The organism is Gordonia phthalatica (assembly GCF_001305675.1).
GTDB lineage: Bacteria > Actinomycetota > Actinomycetes > Mycobacteriales > Mycobacteriaceae > Gordonia > Gordonia phthalatica.
The window spans coordinates 4,384,354-4,403,646 of record NZ_CP011853.1; the positions used below are offsets into that span (position 1 = coordinate 4,384,354).

Consider the following 19,293-nt stretch of genomic DNA (forward strand, 5'->3'; position numbering starts at 1 on the left):
TTCGAAGCGGCGACACCGCCCCCATGATCGCATCCGATTCGTTACCCACCACGCGGTGGCCGAGGACCTGGAAGTGTCGGAATCACCGACTAGATTGGGTCCATGATCTCTGCGCGCACCCGACGCCCTGCCGGGGCGACCAGTCTCCTCCTGACCGTCGCCGCCGCGCTCGCCGCTCTCGTCACGATCGTCGCCGGTCCGGGCGTCGCGAACGCTCAGGCACCGCTCCGCATGGCGGACCGCATCGTCGACACCGCGGGCGTGTTCAACGAGGCCGACCACGAGAAGCTCGAGACCGCGCTCGACGAGCTCGACAGCAATCGCCACATCCAGATGTGGGTGGTCGTCGTCGACGACTTCGATTCGATGACACCGGCGGCGTGGGCGAACGCCACCACCGACCTCAGCGATTTCGGTGATCGGGACGTCCTCCTGGCGGTGTCGACCAAGACCGGGCAGTACCGGCTCACCGCACCCACTGCGATCGACGATCTCTCACAGGAGGAGATCGACGAGGTCGCGAACGACACCCTGAAACCCGAGCTCGAGAAGAAGCAGTGGGCGAAGGCCGCGGAGAACACGATCACCGGCATCGACGACGCCGCGGACAGCAATTCGCACTTCTGGCTGATCGTCGGCGTCATCGTCGTCGTGCTCCTGCTGATCCTGGCCGGCCTGGTCTACCTCGCCCGCCGCCGGACCGACGACGACCTCGACGACCTGACGCAGCCCGACGAGTCCCTGACCGTCGACCAGCTGACGGAGGAACCGCTCGACGACCTGCACGCGTGGTCACGCGAGGTGCTCGTCGCCACCGACAACGCCGTCCGGACCAGCGCAGATGAGCTCACCGTCGCGATCGACGAGCTCGATGACGCCGCCGTCGCACCGTTCGCCACCGCGTTGGTGGCAGCGCAGAGCGCACTCGCGACGTCGTTCGCACTCCGTCATCGACTCGACACCGAAGACGCCGTCGACAACGAGCAGCGCGCCCTGCTCGTCGAGATCATCACCGCCTGCTCCGATGCCGATTCGCGCCTGGACACGCAGGTGACAGCGTTCGACGCGAAGCGCGACCTCGTCGTCGACGCGAACGATCGGCTCGACGCACTCGCGGACCGGATCGCGGAGACCGCGGCGCGTCTACCCGGGACAGAGGCCACGCTCGCCGGATTGCCCGACGAGCGCGACGTCTCGGCGATCCACGACAACATCGACCTGGCCCGCACTCATCTGCAGTTCGCGGAGGACAGCGTCGACCAGGGCCGTGAAGCCGCCGCTCTGCCCGCCGACCAGCGCGGGCCGGCCGGAGCCGCCATCCGTTCCGCCGAGGTCGCGCTCGACACCGCCGACAAACTGCTCGACGCGGTCGACTCCGCAGACCACGACGTGGACGGTGAACTCGGGATCGCCGAGGCGAAGATCCAGCTCGCCTCGGACTTCATCGACACCCGCCGCGGCGCGGTCGGCGCCCGTGCCCGCACCCTCCTCTCGGTGGCGCAGGACCTGATCGCGACCGACGACGAGGTGCCCGACGCCGACGCACGGCAGGCCGCCGACTACGCGGACCAGACGCTCGACGCCGCGCTCGCCGACGTCGCCGCCTGGCGCGACCAGCAACCGGACGATCCGGCGACCGACGCCGTTCTGACCGGAACCCTGGTCGACAGCGTGCTGCCGGGGTCCCCGAGCGAGGCCGCGTGGCAGCCGGCGGGTCACCTCGGGTACAGCACCGGGGGGCGCAGCCCGGGCTCGTTCGGCGGGTCGTCGACGTCGGGCCGCATCGGCACCGGCGGGCGGTTCTGACCCGAGTACTGCCACGATCAGTCCCCCTGGCGACTCGCCGACCGCACACGCGGAGTGATCTTCGCCATTCTCAGCGGCCGTCTCCCCTGGTCACCACTCCGCGGCACGTCGCCGTCCCTTTTACTTCGTAACCCTAAGTATTAGCCTTATGAACTGTGAGCAACGATTCGACCTACGACCTCGCCTCAGGCCTGCGCCACTCCGTCACCCGCCTGTATCTGACGTTGCGCCGCAACGCCCCGATCAGCGAGCTGACCGCGGCACAGGCCTCGGCGCTCTCGGTCCTCGTCGATCACGGCCCGATGCGGATGGGCGAACTCGCAGAGCGCGAATCCGTCCGCATGCCGACCGCGACCGCACTGGTCGACGGCCTCCTCCGCGAGGGCCTCGTGACCCGCGAACCCGACCCGACCGATCGTCGCGCCGTCGTCGTCGCCACCACAGACAAAGCCGCCGCGCTGATCCGGAACATCCGGACGAGCCGTGACGACACCGTCATCCGGACTCTGGAGACTCTGTCCGACGAACACCGCGCAGCGCTGATGGCGGCCCTGCCCGCCCTGCGCGAACTGCAGACCAGAATGGAGAACGCATGAGCGCCGATGAGCACTCTCTGACAGCGGCCCTCAAGGGCCAACCCCGCACCGTGTGGGTGACCGCGTTCGCCGCGGTCATCGCCTTCATGGGCATCGGCCTCGTCGACCCGATCCTGAACACCATCCGCGAGGCGCTCGGCGCACCGGAGACCAAGCTGACGCTGCTGTTCGGCGTCTACATGGGCGTTCAGGTGGTGGCGATGCTGATCACCGGCTGGGCCGCGTACCGGTTCGGACCCAAGCGAACACTGACGGCAGGACTGGTCTGCATCGTCATCGCCGCCGGCGTCTCGGCCTTCGCGGCGAACATCGACCAGCTGATCGCCCTGCGCGTGATCTGGGGTCTGGGCAACGCGCTCTTCATCGCCACCGCGCTGGCGTTCATCGTCGGCCAAGCCAAGGGCGGCCAGCAGGGTGCGATCCTGCTGTACGAGGCCGCCCTCGGCGTGGGCCTGGCGGTCGGTCCCCTGCTGGGCGCCGTGCTCGGTGAATGGACCTGGCGCGCACCGTTCGCAGGCACCGCACTGTTGATGCTGGCCGGCGCCATCCTGTGCACCATGATGCTGCCCGCCGACGGCCCGCGCGCGCAGCGCCAGTCGGTGAACCTCCTCGATCCGATCAAGGCCCTGAAGAACCGCACCCTCCTGATCAACTCGATCGGCTCCGCGTTCTACACCGGCGCGCTGTTCACCGTCATCGCCTGGTCGCCCATCGCCATGGGTCTGCGCCCGATCTACGCGGGCATCGTCTTCTTCGGGTGGGGCCTGCTGACCGCGCTGGCCGGCGTCTTCATCGGCCCGCGCGTGGCCCAGGCCATCGGTGCCCGCGGGGGCGTCCTCGCCGCCATCGCCGCCTACCTCGTCACCATGGTGATGGCCGCGATCGGCGTCGTCGACCACGAGGTGTGGCTGATCGGCCTGGCGGTCGTGCTCTCCGGCATCCCGTCCGGCGTACTGAACACCCTGTTCACGGGCGTGGCGATGTCCGCCGCCGACAGCTCGACGCCGCGTTCGGTCGCCAGCGCCGGCTACAGCTTCCTGCGCTGGATGGGCGCCGCCGCGTCGGCCATCATGGTCGCCTACCTGGCCCAGTGGTTCGGCATGGCCGCACCGTTCTGGTTCGCCGCGGGCTACTGCGCGATCGCCGTCGCCGCCCTGCTCATCGCCGGCGAGGGCAAGCCCGACGAGCACGAAGTGACTCCCGAAGCCGTTTTGGTCGGCGCCGAGGAGTACTGAACGAAATAGGATCAGCGGTATGCCTACCGCTTTGATCACCGGAGCCAGTCGTGGCGTCGGTGCGCAGATCGCTCGCGCTCTCGCACCGACCCACGACCTTCTGCTGGGTGGCCGCGGCTCCGCGGAGCTCGACGCCCTGGCCATGGAGTTCGACGGTGCCGTGACCCTGCCCGTCGACATCACCGACTACGCCGCGCTGGAGACGGTCGTCGAGACCGTGGACGCGCTCGACGTGCTGGTCCACAGCGCGGGTGTGGCATCGAGCCTGGAGGCCGTCGCCGACACCCCCGTCGAGGAGTGGCGGCACGTGATGGACGTCAACGTGATCGCCGCGGCCGAGCTGACCCGGCTGCTGCTCCCCGCCCTCCGCTCCCGCAGCGGGCACATCGTGTTCCTGAACTCCGGTGCCGGAATGAACGTCCGTGCCAACTGGACCCCTTATGCCGCAAGCAAATTCGCACTTCGTGCGCTCGCAGACGGCATCCGCAACGAAGAGCCCACGCTCCGCGTGACGTCGATCTTCCCCGGCCGTATCGACACCGACATGCAACGTGACATCGTCGCCTTCGAGGGCGCCGACTACGACCCGTCGAAGTACCTGCGGCCCGAGACGGTCGCCGCGGCCGTCGCCAACGCCGTCAACACCCCCGCGGACGCGCACCCCACCGACATCGTCCTGCGCCCGCGGGCATCCCGGAACCGCTGAGTCCAGGCAGAGCTCGTCCGCTCAGACCTGTTTCAGGTCCTCCTGGCTCCACACGGCGCGCATGCTGACGATCTTGCCGTCGTCGTCGAAGACCATGATGTCGACCGGGGTGATCTCGAACTTCGAGCCCGCCACCCCGGTGACCAGCGTGAACTCGAAGACCGCGGTGTCGCCGGCGATCTTGGTCCACTTGAGCTCGGCGTCGCGGCTGTCGAGGCCGGTGATGATGCCGTAGAACTCGACCAGTTCGGCACGCGTGCTGCGAACGGGTGCGCCGATGGGGTCTTCGACGGTCGCGCCATCGGCGTAGAGGTCGGCGATGTCGTCGGCGGTGCCCGAGTTGAGGCCGTCGATGTACGCCTGGACGGTCGCGGCGATCTTGTCCGACAGACCGATCTCCTGCTGCTCAGCAGTCATTTCTTCTCCCTGAATTGGAACACGTTCTAGTTGGGAGGGTAGCAGCGACGCCGGTCTCAGGCGAGGGCCTGCACGAAGTCGTCGGGCTGGCATCATGACGGCATGACCGTGACCCGCTCGATCCTGCTGTTCGTCCTCGCCGCCGTCGCCGAGATCGGCGGCGCGTGGCTCATCTGGCAGGGGATCCGCGAGCACCGCGGTTGGCTGTTCATCGGCGCGGGAGTGGTGGCGCTCGGCCTTTACGGCTTCGTCGCCACGCTGCAGCCCGACGCCGAGTTCGGCCGCATCCTCGCAGCGTACGGCGGTGTCTTCGTCGCCGGATCACTGATCTGGGGCATGGTGGTCGACGGCTTCCGCCCCGACCGCTGGGACGTGATCGGTGCCCTGATCTGCCTCGTCGGCGTCGCCGTGATCATGTACATGCCGCGGGCGCTGGAGGGGTAGGGCGCGGACTCAGTCGAGCCGCGTCCACCCCGCGCCGGTGGTGTACGACGTCGAGATCGTCTTCCTCGACCCGTTCGCCTTGGGCCACTGGATGGTGACGATGGTGGGGCCGAGGTCGAACTTCGCGCCGTCGGACGTCGTGAACTGCATGGAGTTCGGGGTGTCGGTGAAGAACTCGCCGCGCATCGCGACGAACGGTCGGCGCGTGTCGCTGGTGCTCGACGGCTGAGCCCGCGTCCACGCCTTCAGGTAGCGGATGCCCTTGAGGTTCCGGCAGGCGACGAAACGGTTCTCGCCGGTCCACATCATGCGGACTGCGATGTCGCCGCCGTCGCAGCGAACCTCCTTCTGCGCGAAGCCGTTCAGGTCGGCGCCCCACGGCACGGTGCCCTTGGTGGGTGGCGGCGGCAGGGGAGTCTGCGACGTCGGAGCCGCCGTCGAACTCGGGTCGTCCGCCGGGGCATCGCTGCCGCACGCGGTGGTCAGCGCGATCGCCGCTGCGCACGCGAGGAGGCCGGCACCTCGCGATGCCGGCCCCAGCGCTGCACTGATGCGTCTCCTACTTGAGGTCGGCACTGTTCTTGCCCAAGACCTTGCGGGCGATGATCAGCTGCTGGATCTGCTGGGTGCCCTCGAAGATGTCCAGGATCTTGGAGTCGCGCGCCCACTTCTCCAGGAGTTCGGTCTCGGAGAAGGCTGCGGTGGAGCCGATCTCGACGGCCTTGTTGGTGAGCTCGGTGACCATGCGACCGGCCTTCGCCTTGCTCATCGACGCCTCGGCGGAGTTCGGCGTCTTGTTGTCGGCCATCCACGCGGCGCGCAGGGCCAGCATCCACGAGGCCTCCCAATCGGACTCCAGGCGGATGAAGTCGGCGACGGAGGCGTGCTGAGCTGCGGCGGGACGGTCGTAGTCGATCTCGTGACCGGCCTCTTCGAGCATGCGACGCAGCTCCTCGAGGGCGGCACGGCCCAGGCCGACTGCCATCGCCGCGACCACCGGACGGGTGTTGTCGAAGGTCTGCATCACGCCACCGAAGCCCTTGCGGACCTCGATGTCGGGGGAGCCGAGAAGGTTCTCGGCGGGGACGCGGACGTCGTCGAAGACGATGACGGCGGTGTCGGACGCCTTGAGACCCAGCTTCTCCTCGAGGCGGGCGACGGTGACGCCCGTGCTGTTCAACGGCACGACGAAGCTCTTGATGGCGGCGCGGCCGACGCTCTTGTCGAGGGTGGCCCACACGACCACGTGATCGGCGCGCGACCCGGCGGTCACGAAGATCTTCTCGCCGTTGATGACGTACTCGTCGCCGTCGAGCACCGCGGTGGTGGAGACGGCGGCGGAGTCGCTGCCGAAGCTCGGCTCGGTGATGGCCATGGCGGCCCAGACGTCGGCGAAGCGCTCCAGCTGCTCGTCGTTCGCGACGGCGGCGATGGCGGCGTTGCCGAGGCCCTGGTAGGGGATCGACAGCATGAGTCCGACGTCGCCCCAGCTCAGCTCACGTGCGTTGAGCACCGAGCGGATGTTGGCGCCGTTCACGGTCTCACCCTTGTCAGCACCCTTGTCGGCGTCCTTGTCGCCGCTGCGCGCCTGCTTGGCGATCTTGCCGAGTTCGTCGAGTTCCGTGGGGTACTCGTGCTCGGCCTTGTCGTACTTGCGGGAGATGGGCCGGAAGATGTGCTCGGCAGCAAGGCGGGCGCGCTCGACCGTGGAGTTCAGCTTCTCCGGGAGCTCAAGGTTAATAGCCATGACAAAACCTTACTACTGAGTAAGTTACTTGCCAAGCCCCTCCGCCACCGGTTCTCGCACCCGGCTATCGTCGAGGGCGATGAACACCGTGGTCTTTCCTCCCGCCGCCGTCGCGCCGCCGCAGTCGCTGGTCGCCCCGTCCGGGCACTACAACTTCGGCACGTACACCGGCTCCATCCCGACGATCAATCCACTCGACGCCGCAGGCACCGGAAAATTCGTCGGCGCTCGACGTCGCGTGCGAAACCTCGGCCTGAAGGAGTGGGAGGCGTTCCAGCTCGGCGACGACCGCCACTTCGTCCTCGGTGCCGTCTACAACGCGAAAGCCCTTGGGCTGCTGCAGGTTCTGATCGTCGACAAGCAGGCGGCGACCATCAAGCGGTTCGAGACCAAGCTGCCGTCGAACCTGCTCGACGTCGCGCGCGGCCTCGACGGCACCGTGTCGTCGGGGGAGTTCGCGGGCCTGAAGATCGAGATCGGCAATGACCTCTCGGGCCACGACGGCTCTGACGGCGTCCTGACCGTCGACGCGACCCAGCGCGGCACCGCGCTGCGCCCGGAGATGGGTCTGCACATCACCGGCGCCGCAGACCGTGCCGGCCACCTGGTGATCGTGCATCCCTTCGACGACACCAGGGCGCTGTACTCACACAAGGCGATGATGCCCGCCGCGGGCTCCATCGTCATCGACGGCGAGCGTCTCGGTCTGGCCGACGACCGCGGCTTCTTGATCCTCGATGATCATCACGGCGATTACCCGCGGCCGATGAAGTACGACTGGGTGACCGGTATCCGCCGTCGTGAGGACGGCGTCGTCGAGGGCTTCAACCTCACCGACAACCAGATCTGCAATCCCGGGGTGTTCAACGAGAACGCGATCTGGATCGGCGACCAGGTGCACCGACTGCCCGCCGTCACGGTCACGCGGCCCGAGGGCCCGTGGGGGAAGTGGTTCATCCGCGACGAGGCCGGCGCCGTCGACGTCACCTTCACGCCGACCGTCCGGTCGACGCAGCACGTCGGACCGCGCAAGGCGCTCGCCGAGTACTACGCGCCCTACGGCTGGTACGAGGGCACCATCGAGGCCGAGAACGCGTCGCTGAAGGTCGACGGCGTCTTCGGCGTCGGGGAGCAGAAGCGGATCTCGGTGTAGGCGTTGCGGCTGTATCCGCGGGGCGCCCGGTTCGATTCTTCCGCACATTTCCGCGTCCCCGCGCAGTACCGTCGTCCGTATGGACGACACAGCGGAGGGGCCCCCGAGGCGGAAGGAGCGGATGGGTGTCGCGATCGCCATCGGTGTCGCGATCGGCGTCGCGCTGTTCGCTGCGACCGGCAGCGCCGCATGGATCGCGATCGGCGTGGCGGTCGGCGTCGCCTGCGGTGCCGGATGGTCGAAGCAGTGAGCGCAGCGTAACGGCCGGCCATCCGCGTAGTTCGCCGTCAGAAGCGTGGTTCTGAATCCAGCTTCTGACGGCGAGTTACGCGGATGCGGCGGAACGCCCCTACGGGACGATATTCACCATCTTGCCGGGGACGAAGATGATCTTGCGGGGCTCGCCGTCGAGCAGGGCGGCGATCTTCGGATCGGCCAGCGCGGCGGCGACGACCGTCGCCTCGTCGGCGTCGACGGCCACGGTGATGCGGCTGCGCGGCTTGCCCTTGACTGCGACGGGCAGCTCGACGGTGTCCTCGACCAGCCACTTCTCGTCGACCTCGGGGAACGGGCCGTGCGCCAGCGAACCGTCGTGCCCGAGGCGGCTCCACAGCTCCTCAGCGATGTGCGGGGCGAGGGGAGCGAGCATCAGGACCAGGCCCTCGACCGTCTCCCGCGGCGCGCCCTTCGGGTAGTGCTTGGTCAGGAAGTTGGTCAGCTCGATCAGCTTGGCGCCCGCGGTGTTGGTGCGCAGGTTCGCGAAGTCGTCGCGAACGCCCTCGATCGCCTTGTGGAGCGCCTTGTTGGCGTCGTCCGACGGCGCGTCGTCGGTCACGTGGACGGTGCCGGTCTCCTCGTCGACCACCAGACGCCACACGCGCTGCAGGAAGCGCTGCGCGCCGACCACGTCCTTGGTGGCCCAGGGACGCGACTGGTCCAGCGGACCCATCGACATCTCGTAGACACGCAGGGTGTCGGCGCCGTAGTCGCGGGCGATCTCGTCGGGAGCGACGGAGTTCTTGAGCGACTTGCCCATCTTCCCGTACTCCCGGTTGACCTCTTGGTCGTTGAAGAAGTACTTGCCGTCGCGCTCCACGACGTCCGCGGCGGGCACGTAGACGCCGCGCGAGTCGGTGTACGCGTAGGCCTGGATCATGCCCTGGTTGAACAGGCGACGGTACGGCTCGCGGCTGGTGACATAGCCGAGGTCGAACAGGACCTTGTGCCAGAAGCGCGAGTACAGCAGGTGCAGGACGGCGTGCTCCACACCGCCGATGTACAGGTCCAGACCGCCGGGATCGTTCTCGCCGTGGATTGCGGGGCGCGGGCCCATCCAGTACGCCTCGTTGTCCTTGGCGCACAGGGTCTCGTCGTTGGTCGGATCGATGTAGCGCAGCTGGTACCAGGAGCTGCCCGCCCACTGCGGCATCACGTTGGTGTCGCGGGTGTAGGTCTGCGTGCCGCGGCCGTCGCCGAGATCGAGTTCGACGGTGACCCATTCGGTGGCCTTGGCCAGCGGGGGAGACGGTTCGCTGTCGGCGTCGTCCGGGTCGAAGGCGACGGGCTGATAGTCGGCCACCTCGGGGAGCTCGATCGGCAGCATCGACTCGGGCAGCGCATGCGGGGCGCCGTCGGCGTCGTACACGATCGGGAAGGGCTCGCCCCAGTAGCGCTGGCGGGCGAACAGCCAGTCGCGCAGCTTGTACTGCACGGTTCCGGTGCCTGCGTCGTCGGCCTCGAGGCGCTCGATCATGGCGGCCTTGGCGTCGTCGACGGTCAGGCCGTTCAGGAAGTCGGAGTTCACCAGCGGTCCGTCGCCGGTGTACGCGGCGTCGGCGACGCCCTCGTCGGAGCCGATGACCTCGATGAGCGGCAGGCCGAAGGCGGTCGCGAACTCGTGATCGCGGGTGTCGTGCGCGGGGACGGCCATGATGGCGCCGGTGCCGTAGCCGATCAGGACGTAGTCGGCGATGAACACGGGGACGGGCTGACCGTTGACCGGGTTGGTGGCGAAGGAGCCGGTGAAGACGCCGGTCTTCTCCTTGTTCTCCTGGCGTTCGACGTCGCTCTTGGCGGCGATCGACGCGCGGTAGGCAGCGACGGCGCTCTTCGGATCAGCAGCGTTTCCGGTCCAGCGCGGGTCGGTGTCGGCCGGCCATTCATCGGCGACGAGCGCGTCGACCAGTTCGTGTTCGGGGGCCAGGACCATGTAGCTGGCACCGAACAGGGTGTCGGGGCGGGTGGTGAAGACCTCGATGACGGCGGGGGAGCCGTCGACGGCCTCGACGCCCGGGACCGGGAACTTGACCTGGGCGCCGCGCGAGCGGCCGATCCAGTTGCGCTGCATGGTCTTGACCTTGTCGGGCCAGTCCAGCAGGTCCAGGTCGTCGAGCAGGCGGTCGGAGTAGGCGGTGATCCGCATCATCCACTGGCGCAGGTTCTTGCGGAAGACGGGGAAGTTGCCGCGTTCGGACTTGCCGTCGGCGGTCACCTCCTCGTTGGCGAGGACGGTGCCGAGCCCGGGGCACCAGTTCACCAGGGAGTTGCTCAGGTAGACGAGGCGGAACTCGTCGAGGACCTCGCGGCGTTCGACGGCGCTGAGCGCCACCCAGTCGCGGCCGTCCTCCAACTCGCGGCCGTTCTCGAACTCCTCGACCAGCTCGTCGATCGGACGGGCCTTACCCTGCTCCGGATCGAACCAGGCGTTGTAGATCTGCAGGAAGATCCACTGCGTCCACCGGTAGAACTCGAGGTCGGTGGTGGCGACGCGGCGACGCTCGTCGTGGCCGAGACCGAGGCGGCGGATCTGCTGCAGATACCGCTCGATGTTGGCTTCGGTGGTTGTCCGCGGGTGCGTTCCGGTCTGGACCGCGTACTGCTCGGCGGGGAGGCCGAAGGAGTCGAAGCCCATGGTGTGCAGGACGTTCTTGCCGGTCATCCGTTGGTAGCGCGCGAAGACGTCGCTGGCGATGAAGCCGAGCGGGTGTCCGACGTGCAGGCCTGCGCCCGACGGGTACGGGAACATGTCCTGCACGAACAGCTTGTCGTCGGCGTCGGGGCCGTCGCCTCCGGCGTAGGCGGAGAAGTCGCCGGCCAGGGGGCCGACGGGGTTGGGCGCGGCGAAGGTCTGGTTCTGGCTCCAGAACTCCTGCCAGCGCCCCTCGATCTCGCCCGCGGTCTGGGCGGTGTACCGGTGGCCCTCGGTGTCGGCCGGACGCGTCGTCGAATCAGCAGAAGTCACACGACCAGCGTAAATCCTCCCGTGATCGCGATGAAATCAGGCCGTCACCGATGTGGCCCGTGTGATGTCGACCGAGATGGTTAGGGCATTGCTACAGGTGGTCGTAGACTTGAGGCCGTGTCTATCGTGTCTGCCGTCATCGCGGTCTTCGCACTGGTGCTCGCGGTCGGATCGCTGGGAGTCGGCGTCGCCGGCCTGACCGGCGCACTGCGTCGCAATCGATGGGCGGGCGTCCGCTCGCCGGAGACGCTCCGCTCGGACGAGACGTTCGCCGTCGCCAACAAGGTCGCAGCCCCCGGGTACCTCGGTGCGGGCGCGATCCTCGCCGCGACCGGCGTCATCGGACTGCTGGTCGGATCCTGGGGCTTCCTGTTCGCCCTGTTCGGCATCATCGTCGCCCTCCTGGTCGTCTCGGCGGCGGGCGGCCTGGCGCTGCAGGCGGCGCGTGCGATCCCGACTCCGGAGGCCGCCGGCTGCGGCTGCTGCTCGGACTCGGCTGACGACCACGGCTCGGCCGGATGTGCCGACGACTCCGCATCATCGTGCCACACCGACTCCGCCGATCCCGCCGCCGACTGCGGTGAGTCGAGCTGCGGCTCGTGCGCACTGAGCGGCATGTGCCTGGCGGAGGACAACCCGCACAATCACGCCGTCTAGCGGCTGATGAAGAAACTTCTCGATCGTTCACCGGTCGACGGCTTCGTCCTGTCGATCTTCCTGGCCGTCGTCGTCGCAGCGATCTTCCCCGCTCGGGGCACGTTCGCCGACGTCATGGACTGGGTGGTCGTCGGCCTCATCGCTCTGCTGTTCTTCCTCTACGGTGCCCGCCTGCACCCGAGGGAGGCGCTCGACGGCCTCACGCACTGGCGTCTGCACCTGACGATCCTGAGCTTCACGTTCATCCTGTTCCCGATCGTCGGCCTGCTCCTGAGGCCGGTCCTGACGCCACTCGTCGGCGAGCACCTGGCGCAGGGAATCCTCTATCTGACGCTCGTACCGTCGACGGTGCAGTCGTCGATCGCGTTCACCTCCATCGCCCGCGGCAATGTGGCGGGGGCCATCGTCAGCGCGTCGGCGTCGAACCTGATCGGCGTGTTCCTGACACCGCTGCTGGTGGTGTTCCTGATGGGTTCGGGTGCCGGCGTCCACATCACCGGCTCGTCGGTCACGAAGATCGTGCTCGAGATCCTGGTCCCGTTCCTGATCGGTCAGCTGTGTCGCCCGCTGATCGCCGGGTTCATGTCGAAGTACGCGGCGCCGACCAAGTATGTCGACCGGAGTTCGATCATCGTGGTGGTCTACGTGGCGTTCAGCGGCGGCGTGGTCTCGGGCATGTGGTCCGTCGTGAGTGCCTGGGACGTCGTCATCGTCACCGCGGTGTCGATCGTCTTCGTGATCGCGATGCTGTCGGTGACTCGGTGGGTGCCGACCCGGATGGGCTTCAACCGCGAGGACACCATCGCCATTCAGTTCTGCGGCACCAAGAAATCCCTGGCCACGGGTCTGCCGCTGGCCACGGTCATGTTCGCGAGCGGCACGGTCGGCTTCGTGGTGCTGCCGCTGATGATCTTCCACCAGGTGCAGCTGGTGCTGTGCTCCATCCTCGCCAGCCGCTACGAGAAGCAGGCGATCGCCGCCGCCGAAGGCTGATCGGCGTGTCGGGGAACCGAACCCGGCGCTGCTGCGTCCAATCGGTATGGACCCCGCGATCGAGTACTTCTTCGGCACCGGCGACGGCACGCTGCATCGCTGGACCTCGCCCGCCGACCTGAACGTGAGTGGCGACGGGACGCTCGACGCCGTGACCCTCGACTTCGACGGCGACGGCCTCGACGACGATGCGATGTGGGATTCCGACGGCGACGGCGTTGCCGATCTGGTCCTGCTCGACTTGGACGACGACGGCGTCCCCGAGACACGGTTCTCCGACGGTGGTCGTGGCCTGTGGGAGATCGCCGCGGACCCCGACGGGTCCGATCCCGGGAGTCCACCGAGTCTCCGCCAGGATGTCCTCGACACCGACGGCGACGGTGTCCCCGATCTGGTGCTGCTCGACACCGACGGGGACGGTTTCGCCGACGACTATCGGCCCGCCGACGGCTCCGCCACGACCGGCTCCTCGACGAGCGGTTCCGGCGGCGGTCCCTCCGCGCGCTGACCGCGGCGGATCACCCAGACGGTGGTCGCGAAGTAGAGGATCGACCCGGCGACGACGAGGACCGGACTGAAGCCGTCGGCGGGCACCGCCAGCGCCGCGATGAAGATGGCGGCCACGAACGCCGTGTTGAACAGGGCGTCCTGAACGGCGAAGACCTGACCGCGGTAGGAGTCGGGGACGTCGCACTGCATGGCGACGTCGCCGCACAGTTTCACCGTTTGCCCGGCGAGGCCGATCACAGCGGCGGCGATCAGGACGGGGACGGGTCGCACGGTGAGCAGGAGCAGTTCGGCGAAGCCGCCGAGGATCAGCGCGCTGACGATGGTGCCGCGTCGTCCCACCACGCGAATCGAGACGGGCGTGGTGCCTGCCGCGATGAGCGCGCCGACCGCGACGCAGCCGCCGATCAGCGAGATGGCTCGTACGTCGGCGCCGAGTGCGTCACCGAGCTCGGTGTGCCGGACCAGCATCAGGAACATCAGCGTGTTGAGGCCGAAGACCAGCCGGTGCACGCCGATCGCACTGAGCACGATGCCCACGCTGGGGGTGCGGAGGACGGCGCGCAGGCCGTGTTCCAACCCTCGGGCCAGCGAGTAGGCCGCGGTGTGTCCGATGCCGTCGGGATGGTCGGGCCCGAGTTGCCGGGTCTTGAACCCACCGGCCAGCAGCGCCGCTATCAGTCCGAAAACGGCGCCCGCCATCAACGTGGCACCCGAGCCGCCGTTGTCGGCGCCGAAGATCAGCCGCAGCACGGCGGACACTCCCGCCCCGACGGCGAGCATGCCCGCGCCGATCGTCGTGAAGAAGGCGTTGATCTCGACGATCAATGACGGTGGCGTGACGTGCGGCAGGCTCGCCGACAAGCCCGACGCGACCAGCCGACTGCAGCCGGTCACCAGCAGGGCCGAGAGCAGGACCACCGTGTCGGGGGAGCTCGCACTCATCGTCAGCGCCACCAGGAGGATCGCCAGTGCGCGCAGTACGTTGGCCCACAGCAGGACGCGCCGTCGATCCCAGTGATCGAGGAGGGCTCCCGCGAACGGGCCGAGCAGTGAGTAGGGGAGCAGCAGCACCGCGAAGCCGCCGGCGATCGCGAGGGGATCGGTGTGCCGGTCCGGGTTGAAGAGGATCGAGAACGCCAATGCGGCCTGGAAGGCACCGTCGCTCATCTGGGTCAGGAGACGGACGCCGAGCAGTCGGACCAGCCCCGGGGCATGTGTCACCGACCGCAAACTCTTCACCGTCTGAGTTTACGACCGAAGTCGGTCCAGGTGCGGTCGTGATGGCGAGGCTGGTGTCATGATTGAGGGGTGTCCGGTGCCGACTATCTGACCAACCAGCCCGACGTGAGCGCGGGAAGCCTGCTGATCGCTTCCACCGCCCTCACCGGTCCCACGTTCGCCCGCACGGTGATCTACGTGATCGAGCACGACGAGCAGGGAACGCTCGGCGTGGTGCTGAATCGGATGTCCGACGCGGCCGTCTTCAACGTGCTGCCCGCGTGGGCAGAGCTCGCCGCCCAGCCGCGCGCCGTGTTCGTCGGCGGACCCGTCTCGACCTCGTCAGCCCTGTGCCTGGGCGTCGCCAAGACCGGTGTGAACGTCGCCGAACAGCCGAAGCTGCACCAGGTCCTCGGACCCGTCGCGATGGTCGACCTCGACGCCGATCCCGACGAGCTCGCGAACATTCTCACCGGGGTCAGGATCTTCGCCGGGTACGCGGGATGGGACGCGGGACAGCTCGACGACGAGATCGCCGAGGGCAGCTGGATCATCGCCCCCGGTCTCCCGGGGGATCTGCTCACCGAACCGTCGGTCGATGTCTGGCAGCGCGTGCTGAGACGACAGCCGTGGCCGCTGCCGCTGCTGTCGACGTACCCGCTGCGGCCCGAGGAGAACTAGGCCACGGTGCGAGAGGCCACTGCCTCCCGCACCACTTCGCGCCTTGTCGCACCAGTTCTGTCTCCCGCACTCGGTCGCGACTGAGTGCGGGAGACACAAATGGTGCGACTGGTCGACAAGTGGTCACCCGATGCCTGGCCGTGACGGCAATCAGGTGTTCCCTCGCCAGTCTTCCGTCGCCGCCCGAACACAGTTGAGTCCGACGAGAGATCTCCACCGGAAATCATCTGAAGTCGCCCGGCGGCCTTCTCCTGGACGTCCAGGAGAACAGGTCCTTCATCTCCTGGGAGTCGCGCCTGACGAAGACTCCTTCACTGTTGTAGGCGTACGCCCCACCCCACAGGGTCATGTCGAGAGCCACACCCATCACCAGGGCAGCGATGACCCCTGACTGGATTGCAACAGCGATCGCGACGGGGATCGTACTCACGACCACGGCCGCGAAGGCCCACACCAACCGGTTGCGCCGAACGAGTAGGAACGATACCCACAGACCGACGAGGAGGAGTGCGGCCCCGATCAAGATCAGGCTCGAAATGTCCGAATCGACGACGGTGTACTCCGGTTTCGACACCCAGTCTTCGACCTTCACCAGCGCTCCTTCCCGGTGATCACCACACCGTCCAGGCTGGGAATTCCCCGCCTACGCTTTCGCCCGTCTCCTCGCCCGCACCCGCCGGAAGATCAGATAGCAGAACGCCAGGAGTGCGACGGACAGTCCGACGATAAGCGCGACCCGCGCGCCGAGCGTCGCCCCGACGCCGTACGAGACCAGCAGGATGGTGGCGGTCCAGGTGGTGCCGCCGATCGCGGTGGCGATCGCGTACCGGTGGAAGGGCATCGCACGACTGCCCGCGACCAGCGGGGTGATGCTGCGGATGTAGCCGACCCAGCGGGCCGACACGATCGCGACGACGGCATCGCCCGCCTCGGGCGGCCGGTAGCCGGTCCGGTGGGCGTGGCGCGCGACGCGACGCCCGAACCCCGATCGGGAGAAGCGGGGACCGGTCAGACGCCCGAGCCAGTAGCCGGTCACGTCGCCGACGAGCGCGGCCACCGCGCAGCTCACCACCAGCACGACGATGCTGGGACGACCGATGGCGGCGACCACGCCCGCCGCGACGAGGATCGCCTCGCTGGGCGCGACCAGTCCGATCACGGCGACAGCCGTCTCCAGGTAGACGGCACCGCAGGCGATGACATACACCGCCCACGCGGGGGCGGCGTCGATCCACTCGGTGAGGCGAGCGGTCAGATCGTTCACGTGCGGTCGGCCCGGTGGATTCGGCGGTGGTCAGTAACCCATCGTGCGGATCGCGGTCGCGAGCTGATCGAGCTGCTCGCGGCGGACGTCCAGGTGGGGGCTCACGCGCAGCAGCGACTGCTCGCCCGCCAGGGGAGCACGCCACGAGTCTGCGGCCGTCACCAGCAGACCGAGCTCCAGAAGCCGGTCGCGGGCGGCGAGGACGTCGGCGGGCCGCCATCCGGGCGGCGGTGCGAGGGTGACCAGGGCCGACGGCTCGTCGATCGGCTCCATGACCTCCCAGCTGCCGATGCCGTGCAGGCGTTCGCGGGTCATCCGACCGACGGCGGCGAGCTCGCGGTAGGCGTGCTGTTGACCCATGGCCAGGAATTCAGCGACGGCGGTCGACAGGGCGAGCTGGCCGGCGATGAACGACTCCGACGACTCGATCGCGACCTCGACGCGCGAGTCGTCGCGCACGGCGAGGAACCCGACGCCGCGCGGACCGGTCAGCCACTTGCGGGAGGTGCCGTAGACGACGTCGGCGCCGGTGACGGTCGGGACGTGGCCGACGGCCTGCGCCATGTCGACGACGACGGGGACACCCGCGGCGTGCGCCACCTCGACGATCTGCGCGACCGGCTGCACCACACCACTCGCCGATCCGATGTGGCAGACGTGGATGAAGTCCGGCTGCTCGAACTGCAGCATGTTCTCCAGGGAGTCGACGTCGACGTGCCCGTAGACGTCGGCCTCGGGCATCGTGCGGACGGCGTAGTCGCGGCGCTCGAACTCGTCGAGGTTGGGACCGAACTCATTCTTCGCGACCCACACGGTCGGCGAGATCGGCAGCTTCATGCCGTTGAGCAGGCCGCGGAGGGCGGCCCGGGCGCTGTCGCGGAAAGAGATCTCCTCGGGACGGTGCCCGATCAGCGAGCCCAAAGCGCGTCGTCCCTCGTGGAGATCGGCGGCGCGCTCGTCGGAGGCCACGTACGAGCCGGTCTCCGCCTCCCGGATCAGGTGCTGGTGCAGCGTCGCGATGACCCCGGACGACGACCGCCCCGCCGAGGCGGAGTCGAGATGTCCGAGAGCGGGTTCCACGCGCGCTGCATGCCACTGTTCACCGAGTTCGCTGCAGTACATGAGACTCAACCTACCCTTGCGTCCGAAACACGTGCTCAGTCGGCATTCTGCTGCTGCTCCCACCAGGCGCGGAGCGCGGCTTCCGCGTCCTCCCGGCTCATCGGGCCGACGTCGAGCCGCAGGTCCTTGAGGTACTTCCACGCCTTGCCGACGGTCGGTCCGGGCGCCAGCCCGAGCAGCTCCATGATCGCGTTGCCGTCGAGGTCGGGGCGTACGCGGTCGAGGTCCTCGGCCTCCTTGAGGACGGCGATCCGCTCCTCGAGGTGGTCGTAGGTCTGCTGGAGGCGCCGTGCCCGCCGCTTGTTGCGGGTGGTGCAGTCGGCGCGGACCAACTTGTGCAGACGGTCGAGCAGGGGACCGGCATCGGTCACGTACCGACGCACCGCCGAGTCCGTCCATTTCCCGTCGCCGTACCCGTGGAACCGCAGGTGCAGGAAGACGAGCTGCGAGACGTCGTCGACCACCGCGTTCGGGTACTTAAGCTTCCGCATCCGCTTGCGAACCAGCTTGGCGCCGACCACCTCGTGGTGGTGGAAGCTGACCCCGCCGGCCTTCTCGTGCCTGCGGGTCGCGGGCTTGCCGATGTCATGGAGCAGTGCGGCCCACCGGAGGACGAGGTCCGGGTCGCCCGTTTCCAGGTCGATCGCCTGCTGCAGCACCGTGAGCGAGTGCTGGTAGACGTCCTTGTGCTGGTGATGCTCGTCGATCGTCAGCTTCATCCCGGGGATCTCGGGAATGACGAGATCGGCGAGCCCGGTCTCGACCAGCAGGTCGACGGCCTCGATCGGATGCTCCCCGCAGATCATCTTGTCGAGCTCCACCCGGATGCGCTCGACGGTGATGCGTTCGATCTGGCCGGCCATCTCGCGCGTCGCGTCGAGCACCCGGTCCGCGACACGGAAACCGAGCTGGGAGACGAAGCGGACACCGCGCAGCATGCGCAGCGGATCGTCGTTGAACGACGACTCCGGCGCGGCCGGGGTGTCGATGACGCCGAGGAGGAGGTCCCGCATGCCGTCGAGCGGGTCGCAGAACTCCTGCTCACCGCCCGGCAGCAGCTTCACCGCCATCGCGTTGATCCGGAAGTCGCGGCGGATCAGGTCGCCCTCGAGGGTGTCGCCGAAGGTGACGACCGGATTGCGGCTCTGCTGGTCGTAGATGTCCGAGCGGAACGTGGTGATCTCGATGGTCGCGTCGCCCTTGGTGGCGCTGACTGTGCCGAAGTCGATACCGGTGTCCCAGACGGCGTCACCCCACTCCCGCAGGATCTCGGCGATCACCGGCGGTCGTGCATCGGTGGTGAAGTCCAGATCGTTGCCGAGCCGACCGAGCACCGCGTCCCGCACCGAGCCCCCGACCAGGTACAACTCATGTCCCCGGGTGGCGAAACGCTCGGCGAGGGGGACCAGGACGTCGTTGAAGGATGCGAGTGTGGATGCTGCCGCCGCCAGGAGGCGGGTACGCCGCTCCGAGCGGTCGTCGTCGCTCATCGGTGGTCGTGGC

The 19,293-nt window shown here is 68.2% G+C and carries 20 protein-coding genes; 11 read left to right on the plus strand and 9 right to left on the minus strand.

Going from position 1 to position 19,293, the window contains the following annotated elements; genetic code table 11:
* The first annotated feature begins 102 nt into the window (after positions 1 to 102).
* The 4 genes from ACH46_RS20500 to ACH46_RS20515 all read left to right on the plus strand — a co-directional run bounded on the left by ACH46_RS20500 (position 103) and on the right by ACH46_RS20515 (position 4,343).
* On the plus strand, positions 103 to 1,806 hold the full coding sequence (locus ACH46_RS20500) for a TPM domain-containing protein (protein WP_062394708.1): 1,704 nt from the start codon (positions 103 to 105) through the stop codon (positions 1,804 to 1,806).
* Positions 1,807 to 1,961: 155 nt separating this feature from the next.
* Positions 1,962 to 2,402: a MarR family winged helix-turn-helix transcriptional regulator gene (locus tag ACH46_RS20505; RefSeq protein ID WP_062394710.1), complete on the plus strand. Its 441-nt coding sequence runs from the start codon at positions 1,962 to 1,964 to the stop codon at positions 2,400 to 2,402.
* Positions 2,399 to 3,637: an MFS transporter gene (locus ACH46_RS20510; RefSeq protein ID WP_062394711.1), complete on the plus strand. Its 1,239-nt coding sequence runs from the start codon at positions 2,399 to 2,401 to the stop codon at positions 3,635 to 3,637. Before ACH46_RS20505 ends, ACH46_RS20510 begins: the two co-directional genes overlap by 4 nt.
* A gap of 19 nt (positions 3,638 to 3,656) precedes the next feature.
* Positions 3,657 to 4,343: an SDR family oxidoreductase gene (locus ACH46_RS20515; RefSeq protein WP_062394713.1), complete on the plus strand. Its 687-nt coding sequence runs from the start codon at positions 3,657 to 3,659 to the stop codon at positions 4,341 to 4,343.
* A gap of 21 nt (positions 4,344 to 4,364) precedes the next feature.
* On the opposite strand, the gene ACH46_RS20520 is transcribed toward ACH46_RS20515, so the two are convergent.
* Positions 4,365 to 4,760 (minus strand): nuclear transport factor 2 family protein, encoded by a 396-nt coding sequence (locus ACH46_RS20520; protein WP_062394715.1) that lies wholly within the window; start codon positions 4,758 to 4,760, stop codon positions 4,365 to 4,367.
* 102 nt (positions 4,761 to 4,862) lie between these two features.
* Between ACH46_RS20520 and ACH46_RS20525 the strand changes: the two genes are divergently transcribed.
* Positions 4,863 to 5,204 (plus strand): YnfA family protein, encoded by a 342-nt coding sequence (locus ACH46_RS20525; protein ID WP_062394716.1) that lies wholly within the window; start codon positions 4,863 to 4,865, stop codon positions 5,202 to 5,204.
* 9 nt (positions 5,205 to 5,213) lie between these two features.
* Here ACH46_RS20525 and ACH46_RS20530 read toward each other — a convergent pair whose 3' ends face one another.
* Together ACH46_RS20530 and ACH46_RS20535 are read right to left on the minus strand one after the other, a co-directional pair.
* Entirely contained in the window at positions 5,214 to 5,780 is a 567-nt protein-coding gene (locus ACH46_RS20530; protein WP_062394718.1) for a hypothetical protein, read from the minus strand.
* Positions 5,764 to 6,951, minus strand: coding sequence for an acyl-CoA dehydrogenase family protein (locus ACH46_RS20535; RefSeq protein WP_062394720.1), 1,188 nt, complete (start codon positions 6,949 to 6,951; stop codon positions 5,764 to 5,766). The genes ACH46_RS20530 and ACH46_RS20535 overlap by 17 nt, the downstream gene beginning before the upstream one ends.
* A gap of 79 nt (positions 6,952 to 7,030) precedes the next feature.
* On the opposite strand from ACH46_RS20535, the gene ACH46_RS20540 reads away from it, so the two are divergent.
* Positions 7,031 to 8,104, plus strand: coding sequence for a DUF2804 family protein (locus ACH46_RS20540; protein WP_062394722.1), 1,074 nt, complete (start codon positions 7,031 to 7,033; stop codon positions 8,102 to 8,104).
* A 79-nt stretch (positions 8,105 to 8,183) separates the two neighbouring features.
* On the plus strand, positions 8,184 to 8,354 hold the full coding sequence (locus tag ACH46_RS21525) for a hypothetical protein (RefSeq protein WP_193392925.1): 171 nt from the start codon (positions 8,184 to 8,186) through the stop codon (positions 8,352 to 8,354).
* A gap of 99 nt (positions 8,355 to 8,453) precedes the next feature.
* On the opposite strand, the gene leuS is transcribed toward ACH46_RS21525, so the two are convergent.
* Positions 8,454 to 11,345 (minus strand): leucine--tRNA ligase, encoded by a 2,892-nt coding sequence (gene leuS, locus ACH46_RS20545; RefSeq protein WP_062394724.1) that lies wholly within the window; start codon positions 11,343 to 11,345, stop codon positions 8,454 to 8,456.
* A 117-nt stretch (positions 11,346 to 11,462) separates the two neighbouring features.
* On the opposite strand from leuS, the gene ACH46_RS20550 reads away from it, so the two are divergent.
* From ACH46_RS20550 to ACH46_RS20560, 3 genes are read left to right on the plus strand one after another with little or no spacing between them, the layout of a single operon-like run.
* Positions 11,463 to 12,002, plus strand: coding sequence for an SdpI family protein (locus tag ACH46_RS20550; protein ID WP_062394725.1), 540 nt, complete (start codon positions 11,463 to 11,465; stop codon positions 12,000 to 12,002).
* Between the two features lie 6 nt (positions 12,003 to 12,008).
* Complete coding sequence (locus ACH46_RS20555; RefSeq protein ID WP_062394727.1) at positions 12,009 to 12,995, plus strand: bile acid:sodium symporter family protein; 987 nt, start codon at positions 12,009 to 12,011, stop codon at positions 12,993 to 12,995.
* A gap of 46 nt (positions 12,996 to 13,041) precedes the next feature.
* Positions 13,042 to 13,503, plus strand: a complete 462-nt coding sequence (locus ACH46_RS20560; RefSeq protein WP_062394728.1) for a hypothetical protein — start codon at positions 13,042 to 13,044, stop codon at positions 13,501 to 13,503.
* Here ACH46_RS20560 and ACH46_RS20565 read toward each other — a convergent pair.
* Positions 13,428 to 14,744 (minus strand): MFS transporter, encoded by a 1,317-nt coding sequence (locus ACH46_RS20565; RefSeq protein WP_062394730.1) that lies wholly within the window; start codon positions 14,742 to 14,744, stop codon positions 13,428 to 13,430. The genes ACH46_RS20560 and ACH46_RS20565 overlap by 76 nt on opposite strands.
* A 69-nt stretch (positions 14,745 to 14,813) precedes the next feature.
* Here ACH46_RS20565 and ACH46_RS20570 point away from each other — a divergent pair, with 69 nt between their 5' ends.
* Positions 14,814 to 15,404: a YqgE/AlgH family protein gene (locus ACH46_RS20570; protein WP_062394732.1), complete on the plus strand. Its 591-nt coding sequence runs from the start codon at positions 14,814 to 14,816 to the stop codon at positions 15,402 to 15,404.
* A 223-nt stretch (positions 15,405 to 15,627) separates the two neighbouring features.
* Here the strand turns inward: ACH46_RS20570 and ACH46_RS20575 are convergent, their stop codons facing one another.
* Genes ACH46_RS20575 through ACH46_RS20590 form a run of 4 tightly spaced genes read right to left on the minus strand, consistent with a single transcriptional unit; the run spans position 15,628 to position 19,280 of the window.
* The gene (locus ACH46_RS20575) at positions 15,628 to 15,996 is read right to left on the minus strand and encodes a hypothetical protein (protein WP_157851118.1); all 369 of its coding nucleotides are present in this window, start codon (positions 15,994 to 15,996) and stop codon (positions 15,628 to 15,630) included.
* Positions 15,997 to 16,047: 51 nt separating this feature from the next.
* A complete protein-coding gene (locus ACH46_RS20580) occupies positions 16,048 to 16,668 on the minus strand; it encodes a DedA family protein (RefSeq protein ID WP_062394736.1) in 621 nt (206 codons plus the stop codon).
* Positions 16,669 to 16,698: 30 nt separating this feature from the next.
* Positions 16,699 to 17,790, minus strand: a complete 1,092-nt coding sequence (locus tag ACH46_RS20585) for an aminotransferase class V-fold PLP-dependent enzyme (RefSeq protein WP_062394738.1) — start codon at positions 17,788 to 17,790, stop codon at positions 16,699 to 16,701.
* 35 nt (positions 17,791 to 17,825) lie between these two features.
* A complete protein-coding gene (locus ACH46_RS20590; RefSeq protein ID WP_062394739.1) occupies positions 17,826 to 19,280 on the minus strand; it encodes a CCA tRNA nucleotidyltransferase in 1,455 nt (484 codons plus the stop codon).
* Positions 19,281 to 19,293: the final 13 nt, after the last annotated feature.

Excerpts from the sequence above, each read along its gene's own strand:
- ACH46_RS20510 (WP_062394711.1), top strand. The coding sequence starts at position 2,399 with ATGAGCGCCGATGAGCACTCTCTGACAGCGGCCCTCAAGGGCCAACCC.
- ACH46_RS20520 (WP_062394715.1), bottom strand. The coding sequence starts at position 4,760 with ATGACTGCTGAGCAGCAGGAGATCGGTCTGTCGGACAAGATCGCCGCG.
- ACH46_RS20540 (WP_062394722.1), top strand. The coding sequence starts at position 7,031 with ATGAACACCGTGGTCTTTCCTCCCGCCGCCGTCGCGCCGCCGCAGTCG.
- ACH46_RS20585 (WP_062394738.1), bottom strand. The coding sequence starts at position 17,790 with ATGTACTGCAGCGAACTCGGTGAACAGTGGCATGCAGCGCGCGTGGAA.
- ACH46_RS20560 (WP_062394728.1), top strand. The coding sequence starts at position 13,042 with ATGGACCCCGCGATCGAGTACTTCTTCGGCACCGGCGACGGCACGCTG.
- ACH46_RS20525 (WP_062394716.1), top strand. The coding sequence starts at position 4,863 with ATGACCGTGACCCGCTCGATCCTGCTGTTCGTCCTCGCCGCCGTCGCC.
- ACH46_RS20515 (WP_062394713.1), top strand. The coding sequence starts at position 3,657 with ATGCCTACCGCTTTGATCACCGGAGCCAGTCGTGGCGTCGGTGCGCAG.
- ACH46_RS21525 (WP_193392925.1), top strand. The coding sequence starts at position 8,184 with ATGGACGACACAGCGGAGGGGCCCCCGAGGCGGAAGGAGCGGATGGGT.
- ACH46_RS20500 (WP_062394708.1), top strand. The coding sequence starts at position 103 with ATGATCTCTGCGCGCACCCGACGCCCTGCCGGGGCGACCAGTCTCCTC.
- ACH46_RS20535 (WP_062394720.1), bottom strand. The coding sequence starts at position 6,951 with ATGGCTATTAACCTTGAGCTCCCGGAGAAGCTGAACTCCACGGTCGAG.
- ACH46_RS20590 (WP_062394739.1), bottom strand. The coding sequence starts at position 19,280 with ATGAGCGACGACGACCGCTCGGAGCGGCGTACCCGCCTCCTGGCGGCG.
- ACH46_RS20555 (WP_062394727.1), top strand. The coding sequence starts at position 12,009 with ATGAAGAAACTTCTCGATCGTTCACCGGTCGACGGCTTCGTCCTGTCG.